The 20,881-nt window shown below is 64.4% G+C and carries 18 protein-coding genes; 4 read left to right on the top strand and 14 right to left on the bottom strand.

Annotation, left to right across the window (positions count from 1 at the left end; all coding sequences use genetic code 11):
- Positions 1-46: 46 nt before the first annotated feature.
- Positions 47-1,990, bottom strand: coding sequence for a sigma-54-dependent Fis family transcriptional regulator (locus J6525_RS24830; RefSeq protein ID WP_225646671.1), 1,944 nt, complete (start codon positions 1,988-1,990; stop codon positions 47-49).
- Positions 1,991-2,273: 283 nt separating this feature from the next.
- On the opposite strand from J6525_RS24830, the gene J6525_RS24825 reads away from it, so the two are divergent.
- Entirely contained in the window at positions 2,274-4,082 is a 1,809-nt protein-coding gene (locus J6525_RS24825; RefSeq protein WP_225646670.1) for an NAD(P)/FAD-dependent oxidoreductase, read from the top strand.
- 191 nt (positions 4,083-4,273) lie between these two features.
- Here the strand turns inward: J6525_RS24825 and J6525_RS24820 are convergent, their stop codons facing one another.
- From J6525_RS24820 to J6525_RS24790, 7 genes are all read right to left on the bottom strand, one after another.
- On the bottom strand, positions 4,274-4,693 hold the full coding sequence (locus J6525_RS24820; RefSeq protein WP_225162075.1) for a CBS domain-containing protein: 420 nt from the start codon (positions 4,691-4,693) through the stop codon (positions 4,274-4,276).
- A 251-nt stretch (positions 4,694-4,944) separates the two neighbouring features.
- The gene (locus J6525_RS24815) at positions 4,945-5,415 is read right to left on the bottom strand and encodes an aminoacyl-tRNA deacylase (RefSeq protein ID WP_176937234.1); all 471 of its coding nucleotides are present in this window, start codon (positions 5,413-5,415) and stop codon (positions 4,945-4,947) included.
- A 120-nt stretch (positions 5,416-5,535) separates the two neighbouring features.
- Positions 5,536-6,348 (bottom strand): pentapeptide repeat-containing protein, encoded by an 813-nt coding sequence (locus tag J6525_RS24810; protein WP_225646669.1) that lies wholly within the window; start codon positions 6,346-6,348, stop codon positions 5,536-5,538.
- A gap of 289 nt (positions 6,349-6,637) precedes the next feature.
- Positions 6,638-7,288, bottom strand: a complete 651-nt coding sequence (locus tag J6525_RS24805; protein ID WP_225646668.1) for a hypothetical protein — start codon at positions 7,286-7,288, stop codon at positions 6,638-6,640.
- Between the two features lie 92 nt (positions 7,289-7,380).
- On the bottom strand, positions 7,381-9,216 hold the full coding sequence (locus J6525_RS24800) for a DUF1963 domain-containing protein (protein ID WP_225646667.1): 1,836 nt from the start codon (positions 9,214-9,216) through the stop codon (positions 7,381-7,383).
- Positions 9,217-9,389: 173 nt separating this feature from the next.
- Entirely contained in the window at positions 9,390-10,628 is a 1,239-nt protein-coding gene (locus J6525_RS24795) for a CaiB/BaiF CoA transferase family protein (RefSeq protein ID WP_225646666.1), read from the bottom strand.
- Positions 10,615-11,316 carry a haloacid dehalogenase type II gene (locus J6525_RS24790; RefSeq protein ID WP_225646665.1) on the bottom strand — a complete coding sequence of 234 codons (702 nt, stop codon included), beginning with the start codon at positions 11,314-11,316 and terminating at the stop codon, positions 10,615-10,617. Before J6525_RS24790 ends, J6525_RS24795 begins: the two co-directional genes overlap by 14 nt.
- 94 nt (positions 11,317-11,410) lie before the next feature.
- On the opposite strand from J6525_RS24790, the gene J6525_RS24785 reads away from it, so the two are divergent.
- Positions 11,411-12,313 (top strand): LysR family transcriptional regulator, encoded by a 903-nt coding sequence (locus tag J6525_RS24785; RefSeq protein ID WP_225646664.1) that lies wholly within the window; start codon positions 11,411-11,413, stop codon positions 12,311-12,313.
- On the opposite strand, the gene J6525_RS24780 is transcribed toward J6525_RS24785, so the two are convergent.
- Entirely contained in the window at positions 12,310-13,719 is a 1,410-nt protein-coding gene (locus tag J6525_RS24780) for an MFS transporter (RefSeq protein ID WP_225646663.1), read from the bottom strand. The genes J6525_RS24785 and J6525_RS24780 overlap by 4 nt on opposite strands.
- Before the next feature lie 298 nt (positions 13,720-14,017).
- Between J6525_RS24780 and J6525_RS24775 the strand changes: the two genes are divergently transcribed.
- On the top strand, positions 14,018-15,178 hold the full coding sequence (locus J6525_RS24775) for a YXWGXW repeat-containing protein (protein ID WP_225646662.1): 1,161 nt from the start codon (positions 14,018-14,020) through the stop codon (positions 15,176-15,178).
- Between the two features lie 115 nt (positions 15,179-15,293).
- On the opposite strand, the gene J6525_RS24770 is transcribed toward J6525_RS24775, so the two are convergent.
- From J6525_RS24770 to bioB, 4 genes are all read right to left on the bottom strand, one after another.
- Positions 15,294-16,556: an adenosylmethionine--8-amino-7-oxononanoate transaminase gene (locus J6525_RS24770; RefSeq protein ID WP_225646661.1), complete on the bottom strand. Its 1,263-nt coding sequence runs from the start codon at positions 16,554-16,556 to the stop codon at positions 15,294-15,296.
- Positions 16,553-17,185: a dethiobiotin synthase gene (bioD, locus tag J6525_RS24765; protein WP_225646660.1), complete on the bottom strand. Its 633-nt coding sequence runs from the start codon at positions 17,183-17,185 to the stop codon at positions 16,553-16,555. Before bioD ends, J6525_RS24770 begins: the two co-directional genes overlap by 4 nt.
- The gene (locus J6525_RS24760) at positions 17,182-18,336 is read right to left on the bottom strand and encodes an 8-amino-7-oxononanoate synthase (protein WP_225646659.1); all 1,155 of its coding nucleotides are present in this window, start codon (positions 18,334-18,336) and stop codon (positions 17,182-17,184) included. Before J6525_RS24760 ends, bioD begins: the two co-directional genes overlap by 4 nt.
- 65 nt (positions 18,337-18,401) lie before the next feature.
- A complete protein-coding gene (gene bioB, locus J6525_RS24755; RefSeq protein WP_225646658.1) occupies positions 18,402-19,397 on the bottom strand; it encodes a biotin synthase BioB in 996 nt (331 codons plus the stop codon).
- Between the two features lie 124 nt (positions 19,398-19,521).
- Between bioB and J6525_RS24750 the strand changes: the two genes are divergently transcribed.
- On the top strand, positions 19,522-20,160 hold the full coding sequence (locus tag J6525_RS24750; RefSeq protein WP_176937236.1) for a GntR family transcriptional regulator: 639 nt from the start codon (positions 19,522-19,524) through the stop codon (positions 20,158-20,160).
- Between the two features lie 213 nt (positions 20,161-20,373).
- On the opposite strand, the gene greA is transcribed toward J6525_RS24750, so the two are convergent.
- Positions 20,374-20,856 (bottom strand): transcription elongation factor GreA, encoded by a 483-nt coding sequence (gene greA, locus J6525_RS24745; RefSeq protein WP_076824576.1) that lies wholly within the window; start codon positions 20,854-20,856, stop codon positions 20,374-20,376.
- Positions 20,857-20,881 lie beyond the last annotated feature (25 nt).

Here is a 20,881-nt window from a genome sequence, read left to right as displayed (position 1 = left end):
GTCGTATCTGACGGTGGCGGTCAGCGACGGCGGGCAACGACCGCACTCAGGTCAGGTCTTTCGGCATCGTGATGCCGAAGCGGACAATCTGGCGATGGATGGTCGAGCGATCGACGCCGCGTTCGCGCGCCACCTGCGAGACGTTCCAGCGATTGTTGCGCAACGCCGCAAGTAGCGCATCGGCTTGCCGCGACGTCGCCGCTCTGCCACGTGCCGGCTTTCCGGAGCTGTCCTGACCCAGGGGATGAGCGATCCGGTCCGGCAGATCGGCAAGATCGATCGTGCCGTCGTTCGACAGCGCGCAGCCATGATCGAGCGCATTGATCAGCTCGCGGATGTTGCCAGGCCATTGGTACTTGAGCAGCGCGCTGCGCGCGCTTGCCGTCAGCGCATAGTTGGCCTTGTGCTCCGTCGAAAGCCGATGCAGGGATTGATCGATCAGCCACTCGATATCGGTGCGCTGACGCAGCGGAGGCAGCGCAAGCACCGCGCCGTTGAGGCGGAAATAGAGATCCTCGCGGAACTGCCCCGCCTTCACCAGCGTGACGAGGTCGCGATGGGTGGCAGCGATGACGCGGACATTGAGCGGGACCGGCCGGGTGCGGCCGACCGGTGTCACCTCGCGCTCGGCGAGCACGCGCAACAGGCGCGTCTGCGACGAGATTGGCATGTCGCCGATCTCGTCAAGGAACAGGGTGCCGCCGTCGGCTTCGAGCACGAGACCCTTCTTGCCCTTGGCCGCCGCTCCGGTGAAGGCGCCTGCCTCGTGGCCGAACAGCTCGCTCTCGATCAGGCTTTCCGGCAGCGCAGCGCAGTTGACCGCGACGAAGGGCCTGCCTGCCCGCGCACTGACCGAATGCAGCGCCTTCGTCAGGTGCTCCTTGCCGGTGCCGGTTTCGCCGGTGATGAGCAAGCCCATCTGGGTGTTGATGAGCTTGGCGGCGCGCGTCACCACGTGATGCATGGCGGGATCGCCGCGGAACAGGTTTCGTAGCGGCGCCGGAAGCGCCGACTCGCTGCGGGAGGAGGCCGGCGCCGCCAGCTTGTTCGGGGGCGGCAAGGTTTGCGCGAACAACGTCGCGCCGCTATTGGCTAGCCGCAGCGTACGTTGGCCGGTGGGGCGCGAATGGGCGAAGCGCGGCAGATCGTCGATGGTGCATTCGAAGATGTCGGACACGCCGAAGCCGTCGGCCCGCAGGCGAAGGTCCGGACGCTTGGCCAGTTCGCGGGCGAGCAGCTGCCTTGCGCGATTGTTGAAGCCGATGATGTGGCCGCTGCTATCGACGGCCATCACATAGTCCGGATCGACATCGGCGAATTCCGCGGAGCCGGACAGCTTGATGATCCATTCCTGCCGGAAACGGTTCAGCAGATTCGCATTCTCGATCTTGTGAGCAAACGACTTGACCAGTTGCAGCGCCAGGAACTGGCTGGCCTTCGGTTCCGGCGAGCGCAGCGCGGAGATATCCAAGACCGCAGCGAGCTTGCCGCTGGGATCGAAGACCGGCGCGGCCGTGCAGGTCAGCGGAATATGGGTGGCGTCGAAATGGTCGGATTGATGCACCGTCAGGGCTTCTTCGGTCGCGATGCAGGTGCCGACCGCACAAGTGCCGGCATGCGGCTCGTTCCAGTCGGCGCCGAGATAGAGGCCGGCCCTGCGAAGCGTGTTGTTGAATGTCGGATCGCCGATGAAATCCACCGTGATGCCCCTGGCATCGGTGAGCAGCAGCACGTAGCCGAGTCCGGCGATCTGACGATACAGCATCTCGACGCCGAAGCGCGCCGTGTGGAGGAACTCGTCCATGGCGTCGCGATGCTCGCGCAGCCGCCCGGATGTCACGATATGAGCGTCGCGCAGCACCAACGGATCGAGCTTGTGTTCGGAGACGCATCGTACCCACGACTGATGGATGATTGCGTCACGCGCGCTGGTCTGGCCGTCCGCAGCGCGAACCAGCTCGTCGATGTGCGCAGCCCGCTCCGTCGTCACGGCTGATGCTCCTGGATGTTTCCCCGCACGTTGTTGCTTCAAGTGTCACTCGGATTGTGCCGCCGATCAAGTTTGTTGCGTGCAACACCTGTTGCATGGCGCAACAAGTGAGGCGGCCTCGCCTTGGTTGTTAACGCGAGGAAATGCCGAGCGTTTTCGAGATTCGCCGCGGTGGCATGAGGCTTGCTGACATGGTGGTCGAGGCAAGATTCGACCTCGCTAACAAACGCGCCGGACCCACGACGCAAAGGCGATCGACGCCGGCATATGGGAGAATGAAACCATGCTCACGAAGGCCCCGGACGGAAAGATCACCGCGCTGCTCGACGAGTTCAAAGCCGCATTGTCATCGGGTGACATCGAACGCGCGATCGCGCTGTTCCGGACCGATTGCTACTGGCGCGATCTGGTCACCTTCACCTGGAACATCAAAACCATGGAAGGCAAGGATCAGATCCGCGACATGCTGCAAGCGCGGCTTGCGGACAGCAAACCGTCGGGATGGCGCATTGCCGATGGCGAAGTTGCGAGCGAGGCCGGCGGCATCATCGAGAGCTGGATCGAGTTCGAGACCGATGTCGCGCGCGGCTATGGTTACCTGCGCATGAGGGATGGACGCATCTGGACCTTGCTCACCACCATGGCCGAGCTCAAGGGACATGAGGAGAGGTCCGGCTTCACCCGTCCGCTCGGCGCCAAGCACGGTCATGGCAAGGACCGTAAGAGCTGGCGCGAGGAACGCGACCAGGAAATCACCGAACTGGGTCATGCAAAACAACCCTATGCGCTGATCATCGGCGGTGGGCAGGGCGGCATCGCGCTTGGCGCGCGGCTGCGGCAACTGAACGTGTCGACCATCATCATCGAGAAGAACGAACGCGCCGGCGATTCCTGGCGCAAGCGATACAAGTCGCTCTGCCTGCACGATCCGGTCTGGTACGACCATCTGCCTTATATCGACTTCCCGAAGAACTGGCCGGTGTTCGCGCCGAAGGACAAGATCGGCGACTGGTTGGAGATGTACACGAAGGTGATGGAGCTCAACTACTGGAGCTCAACCACGGCGAAGTCGGCCAAGTATGACGAGAAGGCCGGGGAATGGACCGTCGCGGTCGAGCGCGACGGCAAGGAGATCACGCTCAAGCCGAAGCAGCTCGTGCTGGCGACCGGCATGTCGGGCAAGGCGAATTGGCCCACCTACAGGGGGCAGGACATCTTCAAGGGTGAGCAGCAGCATTCCTCGACCCACCCGGGGCCGGAGAAGTATCGCGGCAAGAAGGTGGTGGTGATCGGCTCCAACAACTCCGCCCACGACATTTGCGCGGCGCTGTGGGAAGGTGGTGCCGACGTCACCATGGTGCAGCGCTCATCCACGCATATCGTGAAGTCCGACACGCTGATGGATATCGGACTCGGCGCGCTCTATTCGGAGCAGGCGGTGGCGAGCGGGATGACCACGCGCAAGGCCGACCTGATCTTCGCCTCGCTACCCTACAAGATCATGCACGAATTCCAGATCCCGCTCTACGAGCAGATGCGCGAGCGCGACAAGGATTTCTACGCCGCGCTGGAGAAAGTCGGCTTCATGCATGATTGGGGCGACGACGGCTCCGGCCTGTTCATGAAGTACCTGCGCCGCGGTTCGGGCTATTACATCGACGTCGGCGCCTGCGATCTCGTGATCGACGGTTCGATCAAGCTCAAGAGCGGCAAGGGCGCTGCGGTGCGGGAACTGACCGAAACCGGCGTCAGGTTCGTGGACGGCAGCGAACTCCCCGCCGATCTCGTCGTCTATGCCACCGGCTATGGCTCGATGAACGGTTGGGCCGCCGACCTGATCTCGAAGAACGTCGCCGACAAGGTCGGCAAGGTCTGGGGTCTTGGATCCGAGACCACCAAGGACCCCGGCCCGTGGGAGGGCGAGCAGCGCAACATGTGGAAGCCGACCCAGCAGCAAGCGCTTTGGTTCCACGGCGGCAACCTGCACCAGTCGCGGCATTACCCCCAATATCTGGCGCTGCAACTAAAGGCGCGGATGGAGGGCATCCCGACCCCGGTCTACGGCTTGCAGAAGGTTCATCACCTGGGCTGATTGACCAGGCGATATCGCGACGGCGGGCGGATCGTGGTGCGATCCGCCCCTCGACAGATCGGATGGAGATCGAACGGTGCCGATAGCCGTCCAGCTTCGGGACGATGCCTGTGAGACAGCCAGCACCGGTTGCCTTCCCGGTTGACCACGATACTGGCCGGTCTGCCAGATTCCCGCAGACCGGCCTCGCCTCAATGATGAGCCGACACGCTCTTCATGCATTGGGACACGAGATCGGCACCGGCAAAGTGGCCCACGTCGCCCAGGCTGATCATGCCAACCATCCGCTTGCTCTTGTTGATCACAGGCAGTCTGCGGATCTTCAGCGTTTCCATGTGATGTATAGCTTTCGTCAGATCGTCGTCTTCCCGGCAGCAGTGGATGCCTTCGGTCATCACATCCCGCGCTGTGGTGCGCGCAGAGTTGAAGTCCTTGCTCGCGAGACCTTTGCAGACGAGGTCGCGATCCGTCACCATCCCGATCAGACGATCGTCTTGCCCGATCGGAATGCAGCCGATGTCGTGCCCTTGCATCAATTTCGCGATTTCGGTGATTGGCGTGTCGGGGCTCACCCAATCGACGCCCTTGTGCATCACGTCCTTGACTTTCATGGAGGACCTCCCGTCCAAGGCAGCACCCCTTCGCTCGCAATTATACAACAGAGCTGGCGCGACTGCATGCGTGCTGCGCCTTAGGGCACGATGAAACCGGGTCGAAGCGTCATCGCGCTCGAGCCCCTTGCTTGAGCATGATCTCCGCGCAAGCGCGTTCCTCCCTTGTCTCGGGGGAGAGCCGCTTCGCACCCCTCCGGATCATGCTCCAGTCGGGGCGCACAGAGAGATGGTCGCGCTGTCACGCCGCCTCAGTCATGCGCACTGAAGCTGCCATGCAGGGAACCGGCGGTCAGGCGTGCGAATTGCGCACGACCGAGATGAAGCAACGTCTCATGATCGCCGGCTTCGATATAGATCTCGGGCTGCATCCGGATGCTGTCATCAACGATAACGTCGAGCCCGTAGCAGCTACCGGCGGCGGGAACCGCCCCGTGCGCACAGTCCGTGAACAGCCGATCGATCTCGCCTTCAGCGGCCATGGCGATATCGTCACCGAATCTCGCCCTGAGATCCGCCAGCCTGAGGTGATGCGATGCCGGCAACACGGCGAGCAGGTACCCGTCGTTGCGGCGCAGCACAATGGCCTTGGCCAAGCGATCGCCCGAGACGTGACAAGCCTGGGCGGTAAGGGCTGACGACATCGTCAGGACGTGCGGGATTTCGTCGTACTCGATGTTTTCTGCAGCGAGATAATTGTGCAGTTTGGGAGAAATGGTCATGGCCTCACCTCCGGTGCGACATGCAACCATCCACCGTGGTCCTGCCCGCCGCACGATGAGCGGCTGCGTGGTTCTCAAGACAGAACATAGGTCTTGTCGCAGGACACTGCAATTCGATCCCTAACGGGGGCGTCGCGCCAAGTTCAAGTTCCGGGCCTTGTCCAGATTGCGGGCCTCGGCCAGCGCCGCCGCGCTCGGCAAGAGGGCCGACGCAAGGTCGGCCTCGGTGAAATCTGCGCCGGCGACATTGGCGTCGGATAGGTCGGCTCCCGCAAGGTCAGCTCTATGGAGGCTGCAGTTCGCCAAATTGGCATTCTGCAGTTGCGCAAATTCGAGATCGGCGCGCGAGAGATTGGCGCCGCTTAAATCCGCGTTCCGCAGATCGGCGGATTTGAGCACGCCACGCATCAGGCCCATCGATTGGTTGCGCATATCAGCGCTCAGATCGGCGCCCGCAAGCCTGGCCCCGATCAGGCTGGCACCGGAAAGATCGGCGGTTATCCGAGCGCCGCTCAAGTCGGCGCCGCCAAGCTTGGCGCGTTGCATCTGCGTGCCGAGCAGCGATGCCTTGACGAGGGACGCCCCTGTCAAGTCTGCGTCGATTAGCCAGGCCTGGTTCAAGATAGCCCGATCGAAGCGGGCGCCTTTCAGATTGGTCCGGTTGAGCTTTACGAGATGAAGGTTGCCGCCGGAGAAATCGAGGCCCGAGAGATCGAGGTGCGACAGTCGCTTTCCCTCCAGATCCGCAGTGCGTCCGTCCCCTTGAGGGACCGACTTGAGGAGCGCATCGACCTCGGCGCGCGTCATCTCCGACGCCGTCATTTCCGGACTGTTGAGGTCGACACTCCGCAGCATGTCCTGCGACACGGCGTCAGTCGGATCAACCAGCAGCGCCGCTATCGACACAAAGGCAAATGCGAGACGAAACGACATCGCCGTCTCTCCGCCGCTCAGAAACCCGGTATTGTCTCTTGTATTCTCCGGGTTGGCCGCGCCGTCAGGTTAGCTGGCCGGCTCCGGCCTATGCCGGAGTATGAAACCGGATATCGATCCTGGCAATGCCAGTGACCGTCTCAGCCGGAGCAGGACGAGGCGAACCAAGCCAGGCGCGGAATATGGTCGGGCACCTTCATGCCGCCGGAGGAATGGCGCCGGCTCAACCCGAGGCCTTGTCCCGATTGACGGGACGTCGCCAACACCTCGCGATGCACCACCGAGCCAGTTAACGCAGGATCAGCCGGCCGCGCTCGTCAACAAGCGCCGGAAAACGGGCCGCGAGAGTAGCGGTGAGCGGCGCATTCTGCTCGACCACTTGAAACGTCATTCGGCCGAGCCGGTAGCCCGCCCCGAAGGCCGCGGCGAGATTGTCGGGCGAGACCACGACAACGGATTTAGGCTTGTTCGTGTCGGTGAACATCACTAGCGCCAGATAATCCTTCGGACGCAGGACGCCGGATGGCTTGGCTTTGACAGCCGCGCTCATGGTTCTCGCGTTGTCGCCGGACGGAAGTGGCGGCGCCAGCTCGCGATAGCCGAGAACCTGGACGACGATATGCGTCATGCTGCTCAGATAGCTGTAATTTCGATCGTAGTTCGTCGCGAACAGAACCTTTCCGTCGCCAAGATCCACAAATGGGGCTTCGCCGTGCACGGTGAAGCCACCACCCCAGTCGGAACCACCAGCGCCCGGCATCGGGATCAGGAATTCCCGCTCAAGGCGCAACTCCATGACTGAAGAGCCGGACCTCATTCCGCCGGGGATTTCGACCTCGATGGTCATCCGGTAGCGCAGAGATGCCTGCGGCGTACTGCATCGGACCAACAGCCACGCCAATGCAATGGCCATGACGGCAAGAATGACAGGCCGTTTCAAAAGGACACCTTTGCGCAGCCAGCAATCGGATATTGGCCGTCTTTCGCTTCGCTGATCCATTCGGCTGCCACCGGCAACCGCCTTTGCGGCTGTCAGTTCGAGACATCCACCCGCACATGTCTGAAATCGTGCCGTGCAAGATCGGACCGGGAGATCGAGACGACGAGGTCGCTGACATCGCCGCATCTGAAATGCGTGAGATTGTTGCTCGGAAATTGCAGCAGCATGACCGAGTTCGGCTTGTTTTCGATGAAGTCCGCGCACCAGCCGCGCGGGGCGCCGCCGATCTGGAGCGTGGCTTGCTCGGCGTCGAACGCCCAGTCGGTCTCGAGGGGATGCCGGGCGGCCGAGATCACTGCATCGGGATCGTCGGCGTAAAGCTGCTTGGCGATTTCGGAGCGCAACACCCTGTACCCCGTCGACCAAAACTCCGGCAGCGCCTGATCGGCCGCCCGCTCATCGAGCAGCCGATACAGCGCGGTCCACTCGTCAGGCACGAACGCGGCCTCGCTCCGGCGATCGCGGATCTTGTGCATGACCGTCTCCAGCTCTGCGACGAGCGCCTCGGCCTTCTGCTGCCTGTTCCGTGCGATGGCAGGCCTCTGGCCCTCGCTTGCCTCGGCCGTTCCGAATCTGCGCAATTGCTCATGCGCCCAGTCGCGCTCGCTCACCGCGCGCCCGCGGGCGTCTGCCCAGCTGTCGGGCGGCGGCAGCCCGCGACCATGCGCCATCGTTGGCTCGAGCGCCGCGGCGTTGTCGATCCAGAACGCATAATACGGCCTGCGAACCTGGCGAACCCGCGCCGCATAGGCTTCCCAGTCCTGCGGAAACTTCTCCCTGTATTCCAGCCAGCCGGCGAGATCGGCTGAAACGCCCCTGTCGGGCGACGGCATCCGCACGTCGGCCTGAAGATCTCGTTCAAGGTCCTGAATGAGCTGAACCAACCCGGCATATCTGCGCCCTTGCTCGGTGTCGGGCGGAAAAAGAGGCGCTTTCGATTTCACCCAGACCGGCGCCAGAAAACCCTCGCCATTGGCGAGCTCGATTTCCGACTTGTCGAGCGCCGCAACGAAACTGCCGCCACGCTGCAAGGTGATCTCGCCGTGCAGCTCCCTGATGCGCAGGACCAGTTCGGCGTGGGAGAGCCAGCTCTGCAATGAGAATGGCTGCTCCGCTTCGGAACGCGCCAGCGCCTCGCGCAGCCGTTCCGCTGTCTCAGCGAGTTGCTCGAACGCGGTCACCAGCTCCTTGCGCGGCGGCTTGAGCCGCGCTTCCTGCTGCCGCGCCGCATCGGCCAGACGCTCCGCCCACGCCCGCGATTGGGCAAGCGCCTCCTGCACGAGCAGTTCGAGTGTTCTCCAATCGATCGGCTGAAGCTCCCAGGATGCGATGGCGAAAACCGCGTCGGCAGAAGGCTTCCGGCGCAGCCGGTTTGGAACGCAGCTTTCGCCGTCGACGGGATGTACGAAGTCGAGCGGCCATCTGGGCGGCGGTGCCAGCAGCCCGTCATACTTGTCATCGACCCAATACAGACCCGTGGCGCTCTTCTGCCAGGCGCGTTCGTTGCAGCGTTGCGGTCCGAGCGTCGGTTGATGGATGACCTTCACGTCGATACGGCCGGAAACGGCTGCGAAAAATGCCAGCCATCCCGTCCTCGGACCGACGCCGCCCCACAGGCTGGGCGGCAAGGACGCGCAATTGATCTGGCAAAGAAACTGATACGGCTGGCCGTCCCTGCCGGGCCATTGGAAGGGATCAGGAAGTTCTGGATTGCCGCCGATCCAGCCGATCTCGGCTGCCGCCGGACAAGCCGGAATCGCAGCGCGCAGCCAGACTGCATTCTGGTCATGCGCGGCCGGGTCCTCGTCCGAGGCCTTGGCAAGCATTTCCAGATTGTACGTTAGGAACTTGGCAATAAAGTCCTTCATCGCGCGCCGCTCCTCAACCTGGGCCAGACTATCGGCGTCGATTCAGGATTGCGCCATCCAAATTCTGTATCTTGGAAAGCGAGTTCTTAATTCCCGCGAACGGGCGCGCCTGATCTGGTAAAGGCCAGTACTGTGCTACGCGCCATTTCGCCGCACGTTGGGCGGCGCGCCGCTCACATCGACGATCGCACGAGCGTCCGTCCAAAGTCGCCGAACGCGCCCTCGGCGGCGAATCTCCCGAGCCGATCGTCGCTCCAGCCGAGCCATTCCGCAAACACCTCGCGCGTGTGTTCGCCGAGCATCGGCGGCGGCGTGGACGGCGCCGGCGGTTCGTCGCCGAACCGCGTCGGCCTCGCGATGAACTTCACATCTCCGGCGGCCGGATGGCTGATGGTCTGGACCATTCCGCGCTGCGTGAGCTGCGGCGTTTCGCAGACCTCGCCGACCGACTTGATCGCGCCGCACGGAATGCCTGCCACCCCGAGCGCCTGCAGCCAGTCGGCGCGGCTTCGCCGGGTAAAGATCGGCGAAAGGATCGCGACGAGCTCGTTGCGGCTCGCCGCGCGCTTCGGAGCGGTTGCGAAGCGGATGTCTTCGCGCAGCTCCAGACGGCCGACGACGCCGCAAAGCGCCGCCCAGAACTTGTCGTTCGCGATCCCGACATTGATCCAGCCGTCACTCGCCTCGAACGGTTCATACGGGCTGATGGTCGGATGGACATTGCCGCGGCGCTTCGGGCTTTGTCCCGATGCGAAGTACATGCCGGCGTTGAACGTCAGCAGCGATGCCATGGCGTCGAGCATGGAGACGTCGACGCGGCCGCCCTCGCCGGTGCGGCTCTTGCGCATCAGGGCAGCCAGCACCGAATGCGACGCATAGAGGCCCGTGACGAGGTCGGCGATCGACGTACCGACCTTGGTCGGCGGTCCATCCGGATCGCCGGTGATGTCCATCACGCCGGATTCGCCCTGTAGGATCAGATCGTAGCCAGGGCGCGCGGCGTCGGCGCCGGTGCGACCGAATCCCGAGATGCTGCACAGGATGATGTCGGCCTTGCGGGCGCGCAACGCGTCGAAGCCGAGCCCCCATTTGTCCAGGGTGCCGGGGCGGAAGTTCTCGATGACGACGTCGGCGACGGATGCAAGATCGAGCACCGCGTCGCGTCCGACCGGCGACTTCAGATCGATGGCGCAACTTCGCTTGTTGCGGTTCACCGACAGGAAGTACGCACTCTCGCCACCGATGAACGGCGGCCCGTAACGGCGACTCTCGTCGCCCTGCCGCGGATCCTCGATCTTGACGATGTCGGCGCCGAGATCGCCGAGCTGCATCGTGGCAAACGGGCCGGAGACCACCCGGCAGAGGTCGAGGACCCTGATGCTCGACAGCGGCTCGCGATCAGACGATCGCATCGGCGAGGTCCTTCATCGACGGCACCAGGATATCGGGCTGGTGCGGCGTGATGCCGAACGGGCGGCTGCGCCGATCGATGAAGGCCGTCCGCATGCCGGCGGACTTGGCGCCGATGCAGTCGAAGGCGTGATTGGCCACGAACAGCACCTGCGCGGGCCTCACGCCCATGATCCCGGCCGCTTTCGTATAGGTCGCGACATGCGGCTTGAACGAATTGGCTTCGGCCACCGAGATCACCCGATCGAACGGGACCTTGTGGTACTGCTTCGCGGTCTCGAGCATGTCCGGATCGCCGTTCGAGAGCACCACCAGCTTGTACTTCCGTTGCAGCCGCGCGAGTGCGTCCGGCACCTCCGGAAACGGCAACAGGTTCTCGATCTCGCCCACGAGGTAACGCACATCGTCCATCGTATAGTCGATGTTGGCGCGGTCCATGACGTGGGCAACCGCGCGGTGCCCGATCTCGCGATAGGGCGTGTGCTCGCGATGCAGCAGCGCATCGATCATCGAGTTCTCAAAATGCGTGCGACGCCACCACGTGACGAACGAATTCGGATCGCCCTTCCAGCCCTTCTTCTCGAGGAACGGCGCCGCGATCCTGGTCAGGCCGCCCTGCATGTCGACGACCGTGCCGTACTGGTCGAACATGCAGACCTTCACGTCGCGCTTGATCGTCTCAGAGCTCATTGATGCCTCCTTGGTCCTGATCGATTGATACGCGCTGCACCATCATAGATGAAATGGATTTGTGATCTTTCGTCATTCACGATATGAATGAAGGATGAACCTTCGATCCATCGACCTCAATCTGCTCGTCGCGCTGGACGCACTGCTGGCCGAGCGTCACGTCACCAAGGCGGCAGACCGCGTCGGCCTCAGCCAACCGGCGATGAGCAATGCGCTCAACCGGTTGCGCGCGATGTTCAAGGACGAACTCCTGGTGCGGACCACGACCGGGATGAAACCGACGCCCCGCGCCACCGAACTGACGGAGCCGCTGCGCCAGGTTCTGCGCCAGGTCGAGCGCGTGATGGCGAGCGACGCTGGCTTCGATCCAGACAGGACGGAACGCACCTTCACGATCAGGATGTCGGACATTCTCGCATGCCTGCTGCTGCCGCGGCTCGCCGCAACGCGGCCGCCGGAGGGCCGAATTTCCTACAACACGATCCATCTGCCGCCCGCCCTGACGATCGATGCGCTGGAGCGGGATGAGATCGACGTCGCGGTGAGCATGGGGCTCGAGCATTCCGCATCGATCCGTTCCGAGACGCTGCTGCGCGACCGCATGGTCTGCCTGATGCGACGCGGACACCAGATCAAGCGCGCACGGCTGACTTTCGAGCGCTTCATCGCGCAGGAGCACATGAAGGTCTCGATGAGCCCGACCGACCTTCGCTTCGTCGACGACGTGCTCGCCGAACGCGGCCACCGAAGACGCATCGCCCTGAACGTGCCGCATTGGCTGGTCGTGCCCCATGTCTTGAAGAAGACCGATCTGCTCGCGGTGATGCCGAGGCACCTCGCGACCGTGCTGATGGACGATGATCTGAGGATGGAGGAACTGCCGTTCGAATCCGCGCCGTTCGACTGGATGTTGTACTGGCACCGCAGATACGATCAGAGCAATGCGAACGGCTGGCTCCGCGACCGGATCAGGGCGGCCTGCTCCGATCTGAACTAGGCGCCGAGGTCCGCCGGCCTCCGCGCCATCGACGACCGCCCTCCCGCCTCGGCGTCCGTGACCGCCGACGCGTCCTCGAGAGATCGTCCCTTGGTCTCGAAACCGAACACGAGGAAGACCACGGCCTGGAAGACGAGGATGCCGGCCAGGGTCGTCAGCACGCCGGTCAGCCCCTGCCAGGCGAAGATCGCAACCACGACGTACTGGACCAGCGCGGTCGCGATGCGTCCGGACGTGGCGCAGATCGCCGTGCCGCGAAGCCGATACCGCGTCGGAAACAGTTCGGGGACGTGCATCGCGAACCCGGTCGCCAGCATCACGTAGATTGCGGTGATGAGCAGGAAACCCACGCCCGCGAGCGCAACACCATCCGGCATGTATGGATAGGTGATACCGAGCGCCGCTGCCGCAATCGACGAACAGACGATCGACAGCCTGCGTCCGAGCCGGTCCGCCAGCACGAGCCCGATCAGCGATCCGACCGGGCCGCCCAGCGCCATCACCGTGGTATAGCCCAGCGAGGAAACCACGCTGTGGCCGCCCTTGACCATGAAGGTCGGCAGCCAGCCGATGAACCCATAGAGGCTGAAGCCGACGACGATGTGCAACAGACTGCCGAGCAGCGTGCGCGCGAGATAAGGCGGCTGGAACAGACGCCAGACCGCGCCCGGAGACTCCTGCACCGGCGCGCGGGCAGCGACGGCAGGCAGTATCGCCTTGCGCGCGGCCTCGGCTTCGATCGCCGACAGGATCTTCTCGGCTTCATCGGCGCGTCCGTTGGCGGCGAGCCAGCGCGGCGATTCTGGCATCGACTTGCGCAGAATCCAGACGACCATCGCAAGACAACCGACAAGGCCGAACATGTAGCGCCATCCAAGCGTCGGGATCACCCACAGGCCGACCATGGAGGATACGAACAGCGAGAAATTGGTGATCACGGCCAGCAGCCCGATCCAGCGCCCACGCGAGGAAGCCGGCACGAATTCCGTCAAGGTCGCATAGCCGACCACGATCTCCGCGCCGAGGCCAATGCCGATGATGAAACGCAGGCCGATCAGGACGATCATGTTCGGCGCGAAGGCCGCGGCGATCGAGGCGAGGCCAAAGATCGCGAGGTTCATCTGGTAGGAGAAGCGGCGACCGAAGCGGTCGCCGAGGATACCGGAGAACCAGGCACCGATCGTCATCCCGACAAAAGTCGCGGAGACGAATGCGGCGTTGAGCTCGAGCGTCGACCATCCTTCCTTGAGCACGGCGCCCAGCACGCCACCGGCCAGATAGATATCGAACGCGTCGAGGAACATGCCGGCGCCGATCAGGGCCAGGATGCGCCAGTGGAATCCGCAGATCGGCAGCCTGTCGAGGCGCGCGCCCGCGTTGATGTCGATGTCGGCGGATCGCGCCATGCCAAACCTCCCTGCCCGGCCTTTGGCAGCCGGATGCTCCGGGCACCGATTGATGATGCGCAGGGGGGCGTCGTCCAATTCAAATCGAAAATTCGACTATTTGGCACAGTGATGAAGCTGACGCGACTGCTCGATCGCGTTCCATCCTGACACCGAGCTGACTTGCATTCGCCGTCGTTAACGATCCCGCCGTCGCGCGATCTCGAAATCACGGTGTCAGCACAAACATTCACAACGGGTTCATGTCGCGGCCACTATTCGACTCCAACGCTGGGGGAAGAAGATTGGAGTATGTGCCATGCGCCGCATCGCCGGACTGCCTTTCGCCCTGGCTCTCAGCCTCTGCTGTCTTTCACCACCACACGCTGCGCGCGCGCAGCTTGCCATCGGCATCACCGTCAATGCGGCGCCGCCGCCATTGCCGGTCTATGTTCAGCCGCCGATCCCCGCACCCGGCTACATCTGGACTCCGGGCTATTGGGCATGGAGCGACGACACCGGTTACTACTGGGTGCCCGGCACATGGGTGCTTCCGCCGGCGCCTGAATTGCTGTGGACACCCGGCTATTGGGGCTGGAGCGACGGCGCCTACGCCTTCCACGCCGGATATTGGGGCGCGACCGTCGGCTTCTACGGCGGCATCTCTTATGGCTTCGGCTACACCGGCGTCGGCTATGAGGGCGGCTACTGGCGCGGCGGCAGCTTCTTCTACAACAGCTCCGTCAACAACATCTCGAACGTCTCGGTCACCAACGTCTACAACAAGACCGTCGTCAACAACACGACCAACGTCAGCTACAACGGCGGCACCGGCGGCACCACGGTGAAGCCGACGCCGCAGCAGCTCGCGGCCCAGAGCGCGCACCACGTGGCCGCGACCGGCGAGCAGACGCGACACGCGGAAGCGGCGATGAAGAATCCGGCGCTGACGCTCGCCAACAACCATGGTCATCCGGCGGTCGCCGCGACCGCGCACGCAGCACGGTTCAGCGGCGCCGGCGTGGTGGCCGCGCGCCCGGGCAAGCCGATCGCGGCGCCGCCACCCCGACACGCGCAACCCGCGGCCGCGCGCGCCTTGCCAACGGGACATGCTCTCCCGACGGGGAATGCTCCGCCGCCAGGACATGCCCTACCGACAGCAAATGCTTCGCCGGCCGGACACGCTCTACCGACGGGGAACGCTTTGCCGCCGGCACACGCCTTACCGCCCGGGCCGACTGCGCATGCTCTCCCCGGCACCGGCGCACATCCCGCACCCGCGCCGCACGTCGCTCCGCCGGCGTCAAGACCGCAGCTCGTGCAGCATGCACCGCCGCAGCCACGCGCGGTCGCGCATCCACCGGCACCGCGCGTCGCGCAAGCGGTTGTGCATCGGCCCGCGCCGCCGCATGTGTCACGACCGGCGCCACGGCCGCATCCTGCTGCGAGGCCGCGTCCGGCGCCACACCAACACTCATGATCGGGCTCATCGGCGTGCCTGCAAGGGCACGCCGATCTCGTATGAGACCCCATCGCGGGCACCACGGCCCGCGATGCAATCATCAATCCCTGACCTTTGGGCGCGAAGCGCGTCGTCAAGCCAGCGCGTCGGCCGCGCACCTGATCCCGTCGTAGATCTCCTCAAGATCCGCCTCCGTGACGCAGTAGGGCGGCATGACGTAGATCGTGTTGCCGAGCGGCCGCAGCAGCAGATTGCGGCGTTCGAAGAAGGCCTGAAGCTTTGGGCCGATGCCGGCGAGATAGCCCGCATCACTTGCCTTCAGATCAAGCGCGGTGATGGTCCCGGTGCGACGGACGTTCTCGAAGCGCGCGTCGGCGCGGAACGGTGCGATCAGGCGCTCCTGCATCGCAGCCACCACGGCTGTGCGCGCGCCCGCGCCGTGTTGCCAGAGCTCGAGGTTTGCTTTTGCGGCGGCGCAGGCGATCGGATTCGCCGTGTAGGAGCTGGAATGGAAGAAGGTGCGCGAACGATCGCTGGAATAATGCGCGTCGTAGATCTCCGCACGGCACAGCGTCACCGCGAGCGGCAGCGAACCGCCGGTGAGGCCCTTGGAATAGCAAGCGATATCCGGCGCGATGTCGGCCTGCTCGCACGCGAACAATGTGCCGGTGCGGCCCCAACCGGTCATCACCTCGTCGGCGATGAACAACACGCCAGCGGCTGCGCAGATGCGCTTCATTTCCTTCAGCACCCAGGGCGGATACATCAGCATCCCGCCGGCGCCCAGGATCAGCGGTTCGACAATGAACGCGGCCGCGGATTCCGCGTTGCACGCGGCCTCGAGCGCGTCGAGCGTCGCCTGCTCATGGCCGGCCGCCGGAAACGGGATCGACGCGACGTCGAACAGCAGCGGCTCGTAAGCCTTGTTGAAGACGCCGCGCGCGCCGACCGACATCGTCCCGATCGTGTCGCCATGGTAGGAATTTTCCATCACGATGATCTGCGTGCGCGTCGCGCCGATATTGTGCCAGTAGCCGAGCGCCATCTTCAGTGCCACCTCGACGCTGGTCGAGCCAGAGTCGGAGAAGAACACGTAATCGAGCCCGTCGGGCGCCAGCTTCAACAGCTGCGCGGCGACCTGCTCGGCCGGATCGTGGGTATGGCCCGCGAAGATGATCTGGTTGAGCTGCTCCACCTGGTCCTGGATCGCGCGCACGATGTGCGGATGGCAATGGCCGTGGGTCACGACCCACCAGGATGCGATCGCATCGATGATGCGGCGATCATCCGCGGTGTAGAGATAGGCGCCCTCCCCACGCACGATCCTCGTCATCTCGCCGTGCAGCGCGTGCTGGGTGAACGGGTGCCAGATCGGCGACTTCCGAGCGGATGTCATGGATTGAAATCTTCCCGCCGGAACGACGCCTTGAACGCTGCCTGCAGCGTGTCTGCCGCAAGCGGAGCAAGCCAGGGCAACCGGCCCAGCCGGCGCACCTGCCCGATCTCGCAGATCGCGCGCTCGCTCTCGGGATTGCTCTCGCCGATGAATGCGATCCCGAGAATGTCGATCCGGCGCGTGCGCAGCGCCTCGACCGACAACAGCGAGTGATTGATGGTGCCGAGCGCCGTGCGGGCGCAGAGTACGACCGGCAGGCGCCATCGCGCGAAGATATCGATATAGAGCGTGCTGCCGTCGAGCGGCACCATCAGCCCGCCGGCGCCCTCGATCACCAGCGGACGGTCCCCGGCATCGGGCACGCCGAGCGCGGCAACGTCGATGCGCACGCCGTCGAGGGCGGCAGACTGATGCGGTGAAGCCGGCGTCCGAAGCCGGTAACGCTCCGGCACGATGCGATCGGCCGGGAGCCCGCCAAGTCGTGCGACCAGTTGCGCATCGGTTTCCTCCTCTAGGCCGGCCTGAACCGGTTTCCAGTAGCGCGCGCCGAGGAACCCGGCGAGGCCCGCGGAGAACACCGTCTTCCCGATCCCGGTATCGGTGCCGGTGACGACGATCCGGCTCGTCATCGCGACCAGCCTTTCGTCTCCTCGACCAGCGCATCGAGCAGCGCGCGCACGTCGTCCTCGTCGACATTGAGGGTCAGCGCAATGCGCAACCGCGCGGTGCCTGCCGGCACGGTCGGCGGCCTGATGCCTCTGATATCGAAGCCGCGCGCCTGTAGCGCAGACGCCAGCCGCATCGCGCGCGCATTGTCGCCAACGATATAGGGCACGATCTGCGAGCGCGACGGGCTGCGCCAACCGCGCAGGTCGAGCTCGCGATGCGTGAACGCGACCAGTTTTGCCAGCCGCTGCTGATGCTCGGGCTCCTGCTGCAGGATCAGCAGCGCCTCGCGCACGGCGACGGCCACAAGCGGCGACGGCGCGGTGGCGAAGATGAACGGGCGGCAGCGATTGACCATGAAGTCGCGCAGCACGGTCGAGGCCGTGACCAGCGCACCGGCGGCGCCCAGCGCCTTGCCGCAGGTATGAACGATCACGAGGTTCTCGCGCCCCTCATGGGACGTCGTCAGCCCGCGCCCCTGCTCGCCATAGACGCCGGTGCCGTGCGCCTCGTCCACCAGCAGGAACGCGTCGTGCCGGTCCGCGATGGCGACGAGGTCGTCGAGCGGTGCGACGTCGCCGTCCATGCTGTAGACGCTTTCGACCACGATCCAGACCCGGCCCGTGCCACCCTCGGCGCGCCAGCCGCGAATGGTGGCTTCGACCGACCCGGGATCATTGTGCGCGCTGATCCGGAATTCGGCCCGGCCGGCGCGCGCGCCTTCATGGATGCTGGCGTGCACGAGAGAATCGAGCACCAGGAGGTCGCCGCGCTGCGGTAGCGTCGTCAGCACGGCGAAATTGGCGACGTAGCCACCACCGAAGAACAGCGCCGTCTCGGCTCCAAAGAACGCGGCGGCTTCGGCCTCTAGCCGTTCGTGCTCCTCGCAATTGCCGCGCAGCAGCCGCGACCCACCGGCGCCGATCGGTGTGCCGGCCTCGAGCGCGGCCGAGACCGCATTCTTGATGCGCGGCGCGTTCGCGAGCGCCAGATAGTCGTTCGAGACGAAATCGATGCCCGCGCGCGGCTTAAGACCGCGCAGCCGATCGTCCTTGCTCAGGGCGTGCAAGGCCGCGGCGTAATCAGCGACCTTGGCCGCATGGATTGCGCTCATGCTTCTCTCTCAGATTTGTAGTTGGTCGCGCGGCGAATCCCGCCGCGCGCGTGCCGGAGCTGCGCTCAGGCGAGGGCGGAGTTGATGCCGAGCCGGTCCAGCAAATCGGCGTCGCGATCGCGCTGCGGGTTCCCGGTGGTCAGCAGCACATCGCCGATGAAGATCGAATTCGCGCCGGCAAGGAAGCACATCGCCTGCAGCTCGTCGGTCATGTATTGCCGTCCGGCCGACAGCCGCACCACGCTCTTCGGCATCATGATCCGCGCAGTGGCAACCAGACGCACCAGCGCGATCGGATCGGGCCGTTCCGCGGTGTCGTTGACCGGAACGCCCTTGACCTCGTTCCACAGATTGATCGGCACGCTCTCCGGATGGCTGGGGAGATTGGCAAGCAGCATCAGCATGCCGAGCCGGTCATCGACCTGTTCACCCATGCCGATAATGCCGCCGCAGCAGACCTTGATGCCGGCGTCGCGCACATGCGCGAGCGTATCGATGCGATCCTGCAGGGTGCGGGTGGTGATGATCTTGTCGTAGAACTCGGGCGAGGTGTCGACGTTGTGGTTGTAGAAATCGAGCCCGGCGTCAGAGAGACGCTCGGCCTGCTTTGGCGTCAGCATGCCGAGCGTGACGCAGGTTTCCATGCCGAGGCCCTTCACCGCGCTGACCATGTCGCAGACCTGATCGAGATCGCGGTCCTTCGGGCTGCGCCAGGCCGCGGCCATGCAGAAGCGGGTTGCGCCGGCATCCTTGGCGCGCTGCGCGACCGCGACCACTTCGTCCCGCGGCATCAGGCGGGTGGCCTTCAGGCCGGTGTCGTAATGCGCGCTTTGCGAGCAGTAGCCGCAGTCTTCCGGGCAGCCGCCGGTCTTGATGCTGAGCAGGCTCGCGGTTTCGACATGGTTCGGATTGAAGTTGGCGCGATGCACGCCTTGCGCCTGGAACATCAGATCCGCGAACGGCAAATTGTAGAGTGCTTCAGCCTCGGTACGGTCCCAGGTCTTGCGGGGCGCTGCACTGGTGCGGCTGTCGGTCCGTTCGATTTCCACGACATCAACCATAGGGCTTGCTTTCTCGCTTGCTGTGGATCATAGATAATCTGGTGCATTATCTATGATCTGTGAACTTAGAACGATGCTAGCCGAGCCAGCACGCGCGCGCATCCGTTTTTACGATAGATAATCTATGATGAGCGAAGGCGAAAACACGACCACCGCGGGGCGCATCGCCGAAGCGATCGGCGAGCGCATCATCAGCGGCGAATTGCTGCCGGACGCGCCGCTGCGGCAGGACCATGTCGCGCGCGAATTCCATTCGAGCCACGTCCCAGTGCGCGAGGCGTTCAGGCAATTGGAGGCGCAGCATCTCGTTGTTGCGGTGCCGCGACGCGGGGTGCGGGTCGCGCCGCTCGACACCAGGTCGGTGAAGGAAATCGCCGAGATGCGCGCCGCGCTCGAGGTGGTTGCGTTGCGCAACGCCGCTCCCAGGCTCACATCGGCGCATCTGGCACGGATCGAGCTCGCCATGATCGAGGGCGACAATGCCGAGACGGTGCAGGATTTCGAGATGGCCAATCGCGCCTTTCATCATGCGCTGGTGGCGCCGTGCGCGATGCCGCGGCTGCTTGCCAGCCTCGACGGCCTGCAGCTTGCGAATTCGCGACTGGTGTTCGCGATGGCGCGCAACGCCGGCTGGCGGCCGCGGCCGAGCCAGGATCATCGCGTGATCCTGCAGGCGCTGCGCGCCCGCAACATCGAACAGGCCTGCAGCCTGCTGGCGCGGCATATTCAGACTATCGAGCGGCTTGCCCTGCCGGCAGCGTGATCAAGCGCGATTGGCTTCAGCGGAATCGGTCCAGAGGAGGATTTGCTGCACCTCTCCCGCTTGCGGGGGAGATCGCATCGCATTGAAAATGCGATGCGGGTGGGGGCTCTCTCCACGATACGACTCGCGGAGAGAGCCCCCACCCCAGCCCTCCCCCGCAAGCGGGAGAGGGAGCAGGCCGTCTTTGCGGCCGATATCTAATCCCATCACTCTCTAAGCGATCGCGACGATCTCCAGCTCCTGATCGCCCGAGCCTGCGACGTCGCCCAGGGCTTTGCCCATCAGCGACCTCGCTACCGGCGAGACAAAGGAAATCGAGCCTGCCTTTGGATCGGCTTCGTCCTCGCCGACAATGCGATAGGTCTGCACCCGCCCGTCGGCGCGGCTGAAGGTCACCGTGCTACCGAAGGCAACGGTTTCGGTGGAAGCAGGGTCAGGCACGACCTGCGCGGTGCGGAGCCGCTCCGTGAGATAGCGCGCGTCGCGCAACGGAACCGCCGACTGCCGCCGCCGTTCGTTGACGTCGTCCAGCTGCTGCGCGGCCTCAAGGGCCTCGCGTGCCGCCTGGAGCTCACGCTCCAGCGCCTTGCGTCCTGCTTCGGTCACCAGGTTGGGATGCGGCGAAATGGGGCGGTCCGGCAACAGCGTTTCGGACGCGGTCTCGGCACTTTCTTCCTTGGTGAAGGCAACGCTCAATCCAGAACTCCATCGATGAGGCCAG

The sequence above is a fragment of the Bradyrhizobium australafricanum genome (assembly GCF_020329495.1).
GTDB lineage: Bacteria > Pseudomonadota > Alphaproteobacteria > Rhizobiales > Xanthobacteraceae > Bradyrhizobium > Bradyrhizobium australafricanum.
This window is presented reverse-complemented; position numbering and strand designations above follow the sequence as displayed.

Excerpts from the sequence above, each read along its gene's own strand:
- J6525_RS24790 (WP_225646665.1), bottom strand. The coding sequence starts at position 11,316 with ATGAGCTCTGAGACGATCAAGCGCGACGTGAAGGTCTGCATGTTCGAC.
- J6525_RS24770 (WP_225646661.1), bottom strand. The coding sequence starts at position 16,556 with ATGACATCCGCTCGGAAGTCGCCGATCTGGCACCCGTTCACCCAGCAC.
- bioD (WP_225646660.1), bottom strand. The coding sequence starts at position 17,185 with ATGACGAGCCGGATCGTCGTCACCGGCACCGATACCGGGATCGGGAAG.
- J6525_RS24750 (WP_176937236.1), top strand. The coding sequence starts at position 19,522 with ATGATGAGCGAAGGCGAAAACACGACCACCGCGGGGCGCATCGCCGAA.
- bioB (WP_225646658.1), bottom strand. The coding sequence starts at position 19,397 with ATGGTTGATGTCGTGGAAATCGAACGGACCGACAGCCGCACCAGTGCA.
- J6525_RS24800 (WP_225646667.1), bottom strand. The coding sequence starts at position 9,216 with ATGAAGGACTTTATTGCCAAGTTCCTAACGTACAATCTGGAAATGCTT.
- J6525_RS24825 (WP_225646670.1), top strand. The coding sequence starts at position 2,274 with ATGCTCACGAAGGCCCCGGACGGAAAGATCACCGCGCTGCTCGACGAG.
- J6525_RS24780 (WP_225646663.1), bottom strand. The coding sequence starts at position 13,719 with ATGGCGCGATCCGCCGACATCGACATCAACGCGGGCGCGCGCCTCGAC.
- J6525_RS24785 (WP_225646664.1), top strand. The coding sequence starts at position 11,411 with ATGAACCTTCGATCCATCGACCTCAATCTGCTCGTCGCGCTGGACGCA.
- J6525_RS24795 (WP_225646666.1), bottom strand. The coding sequence starts at position 10,628 with ATGCGATCGTCTGATCGCGAGCCGCTGTCGAGCATCAGGGTCCTCGAC.
- J6525_RS24810 (WP_225646669.1), bottom strand. The coding sequence starts at position 6,348 with ATGTCGTTTCGTCTCGCATTTGCCTTTGTGTCGATAGCGGCGCTGCTG.
- J6525_RS24775 (WP_225646662.1), top strand. The coding sequence starts at position 14,018 with ATGCGCCGCATCGCCGGACTGCCTTTCGCCCTGGCTCTCAGCCTCTGC.
- J6525_RS24815 (WP_176937234.1), bottom strand. The coding sequence starts at position 5,415 with ATGACCATTTCTCCCAAACTGCACAATTATCTCGCTGCAGAAAACATC.
- J6525_RS24820 (WP_225162075.1), bottom strand. The coding sequence starts at position 4,693 with ATGAAAGTCAAGGACGTGATGCACAAGGGCGTCGATTGGGTGAGCCCC.
- J6525_RS24760 (WP_225646659.1), bottom strand. The coding sequence starts at position 18,336 with ATGAGCGCAATCCATGCGGCCAAGGTCGCTGATTACGCCGCGGCCTTG.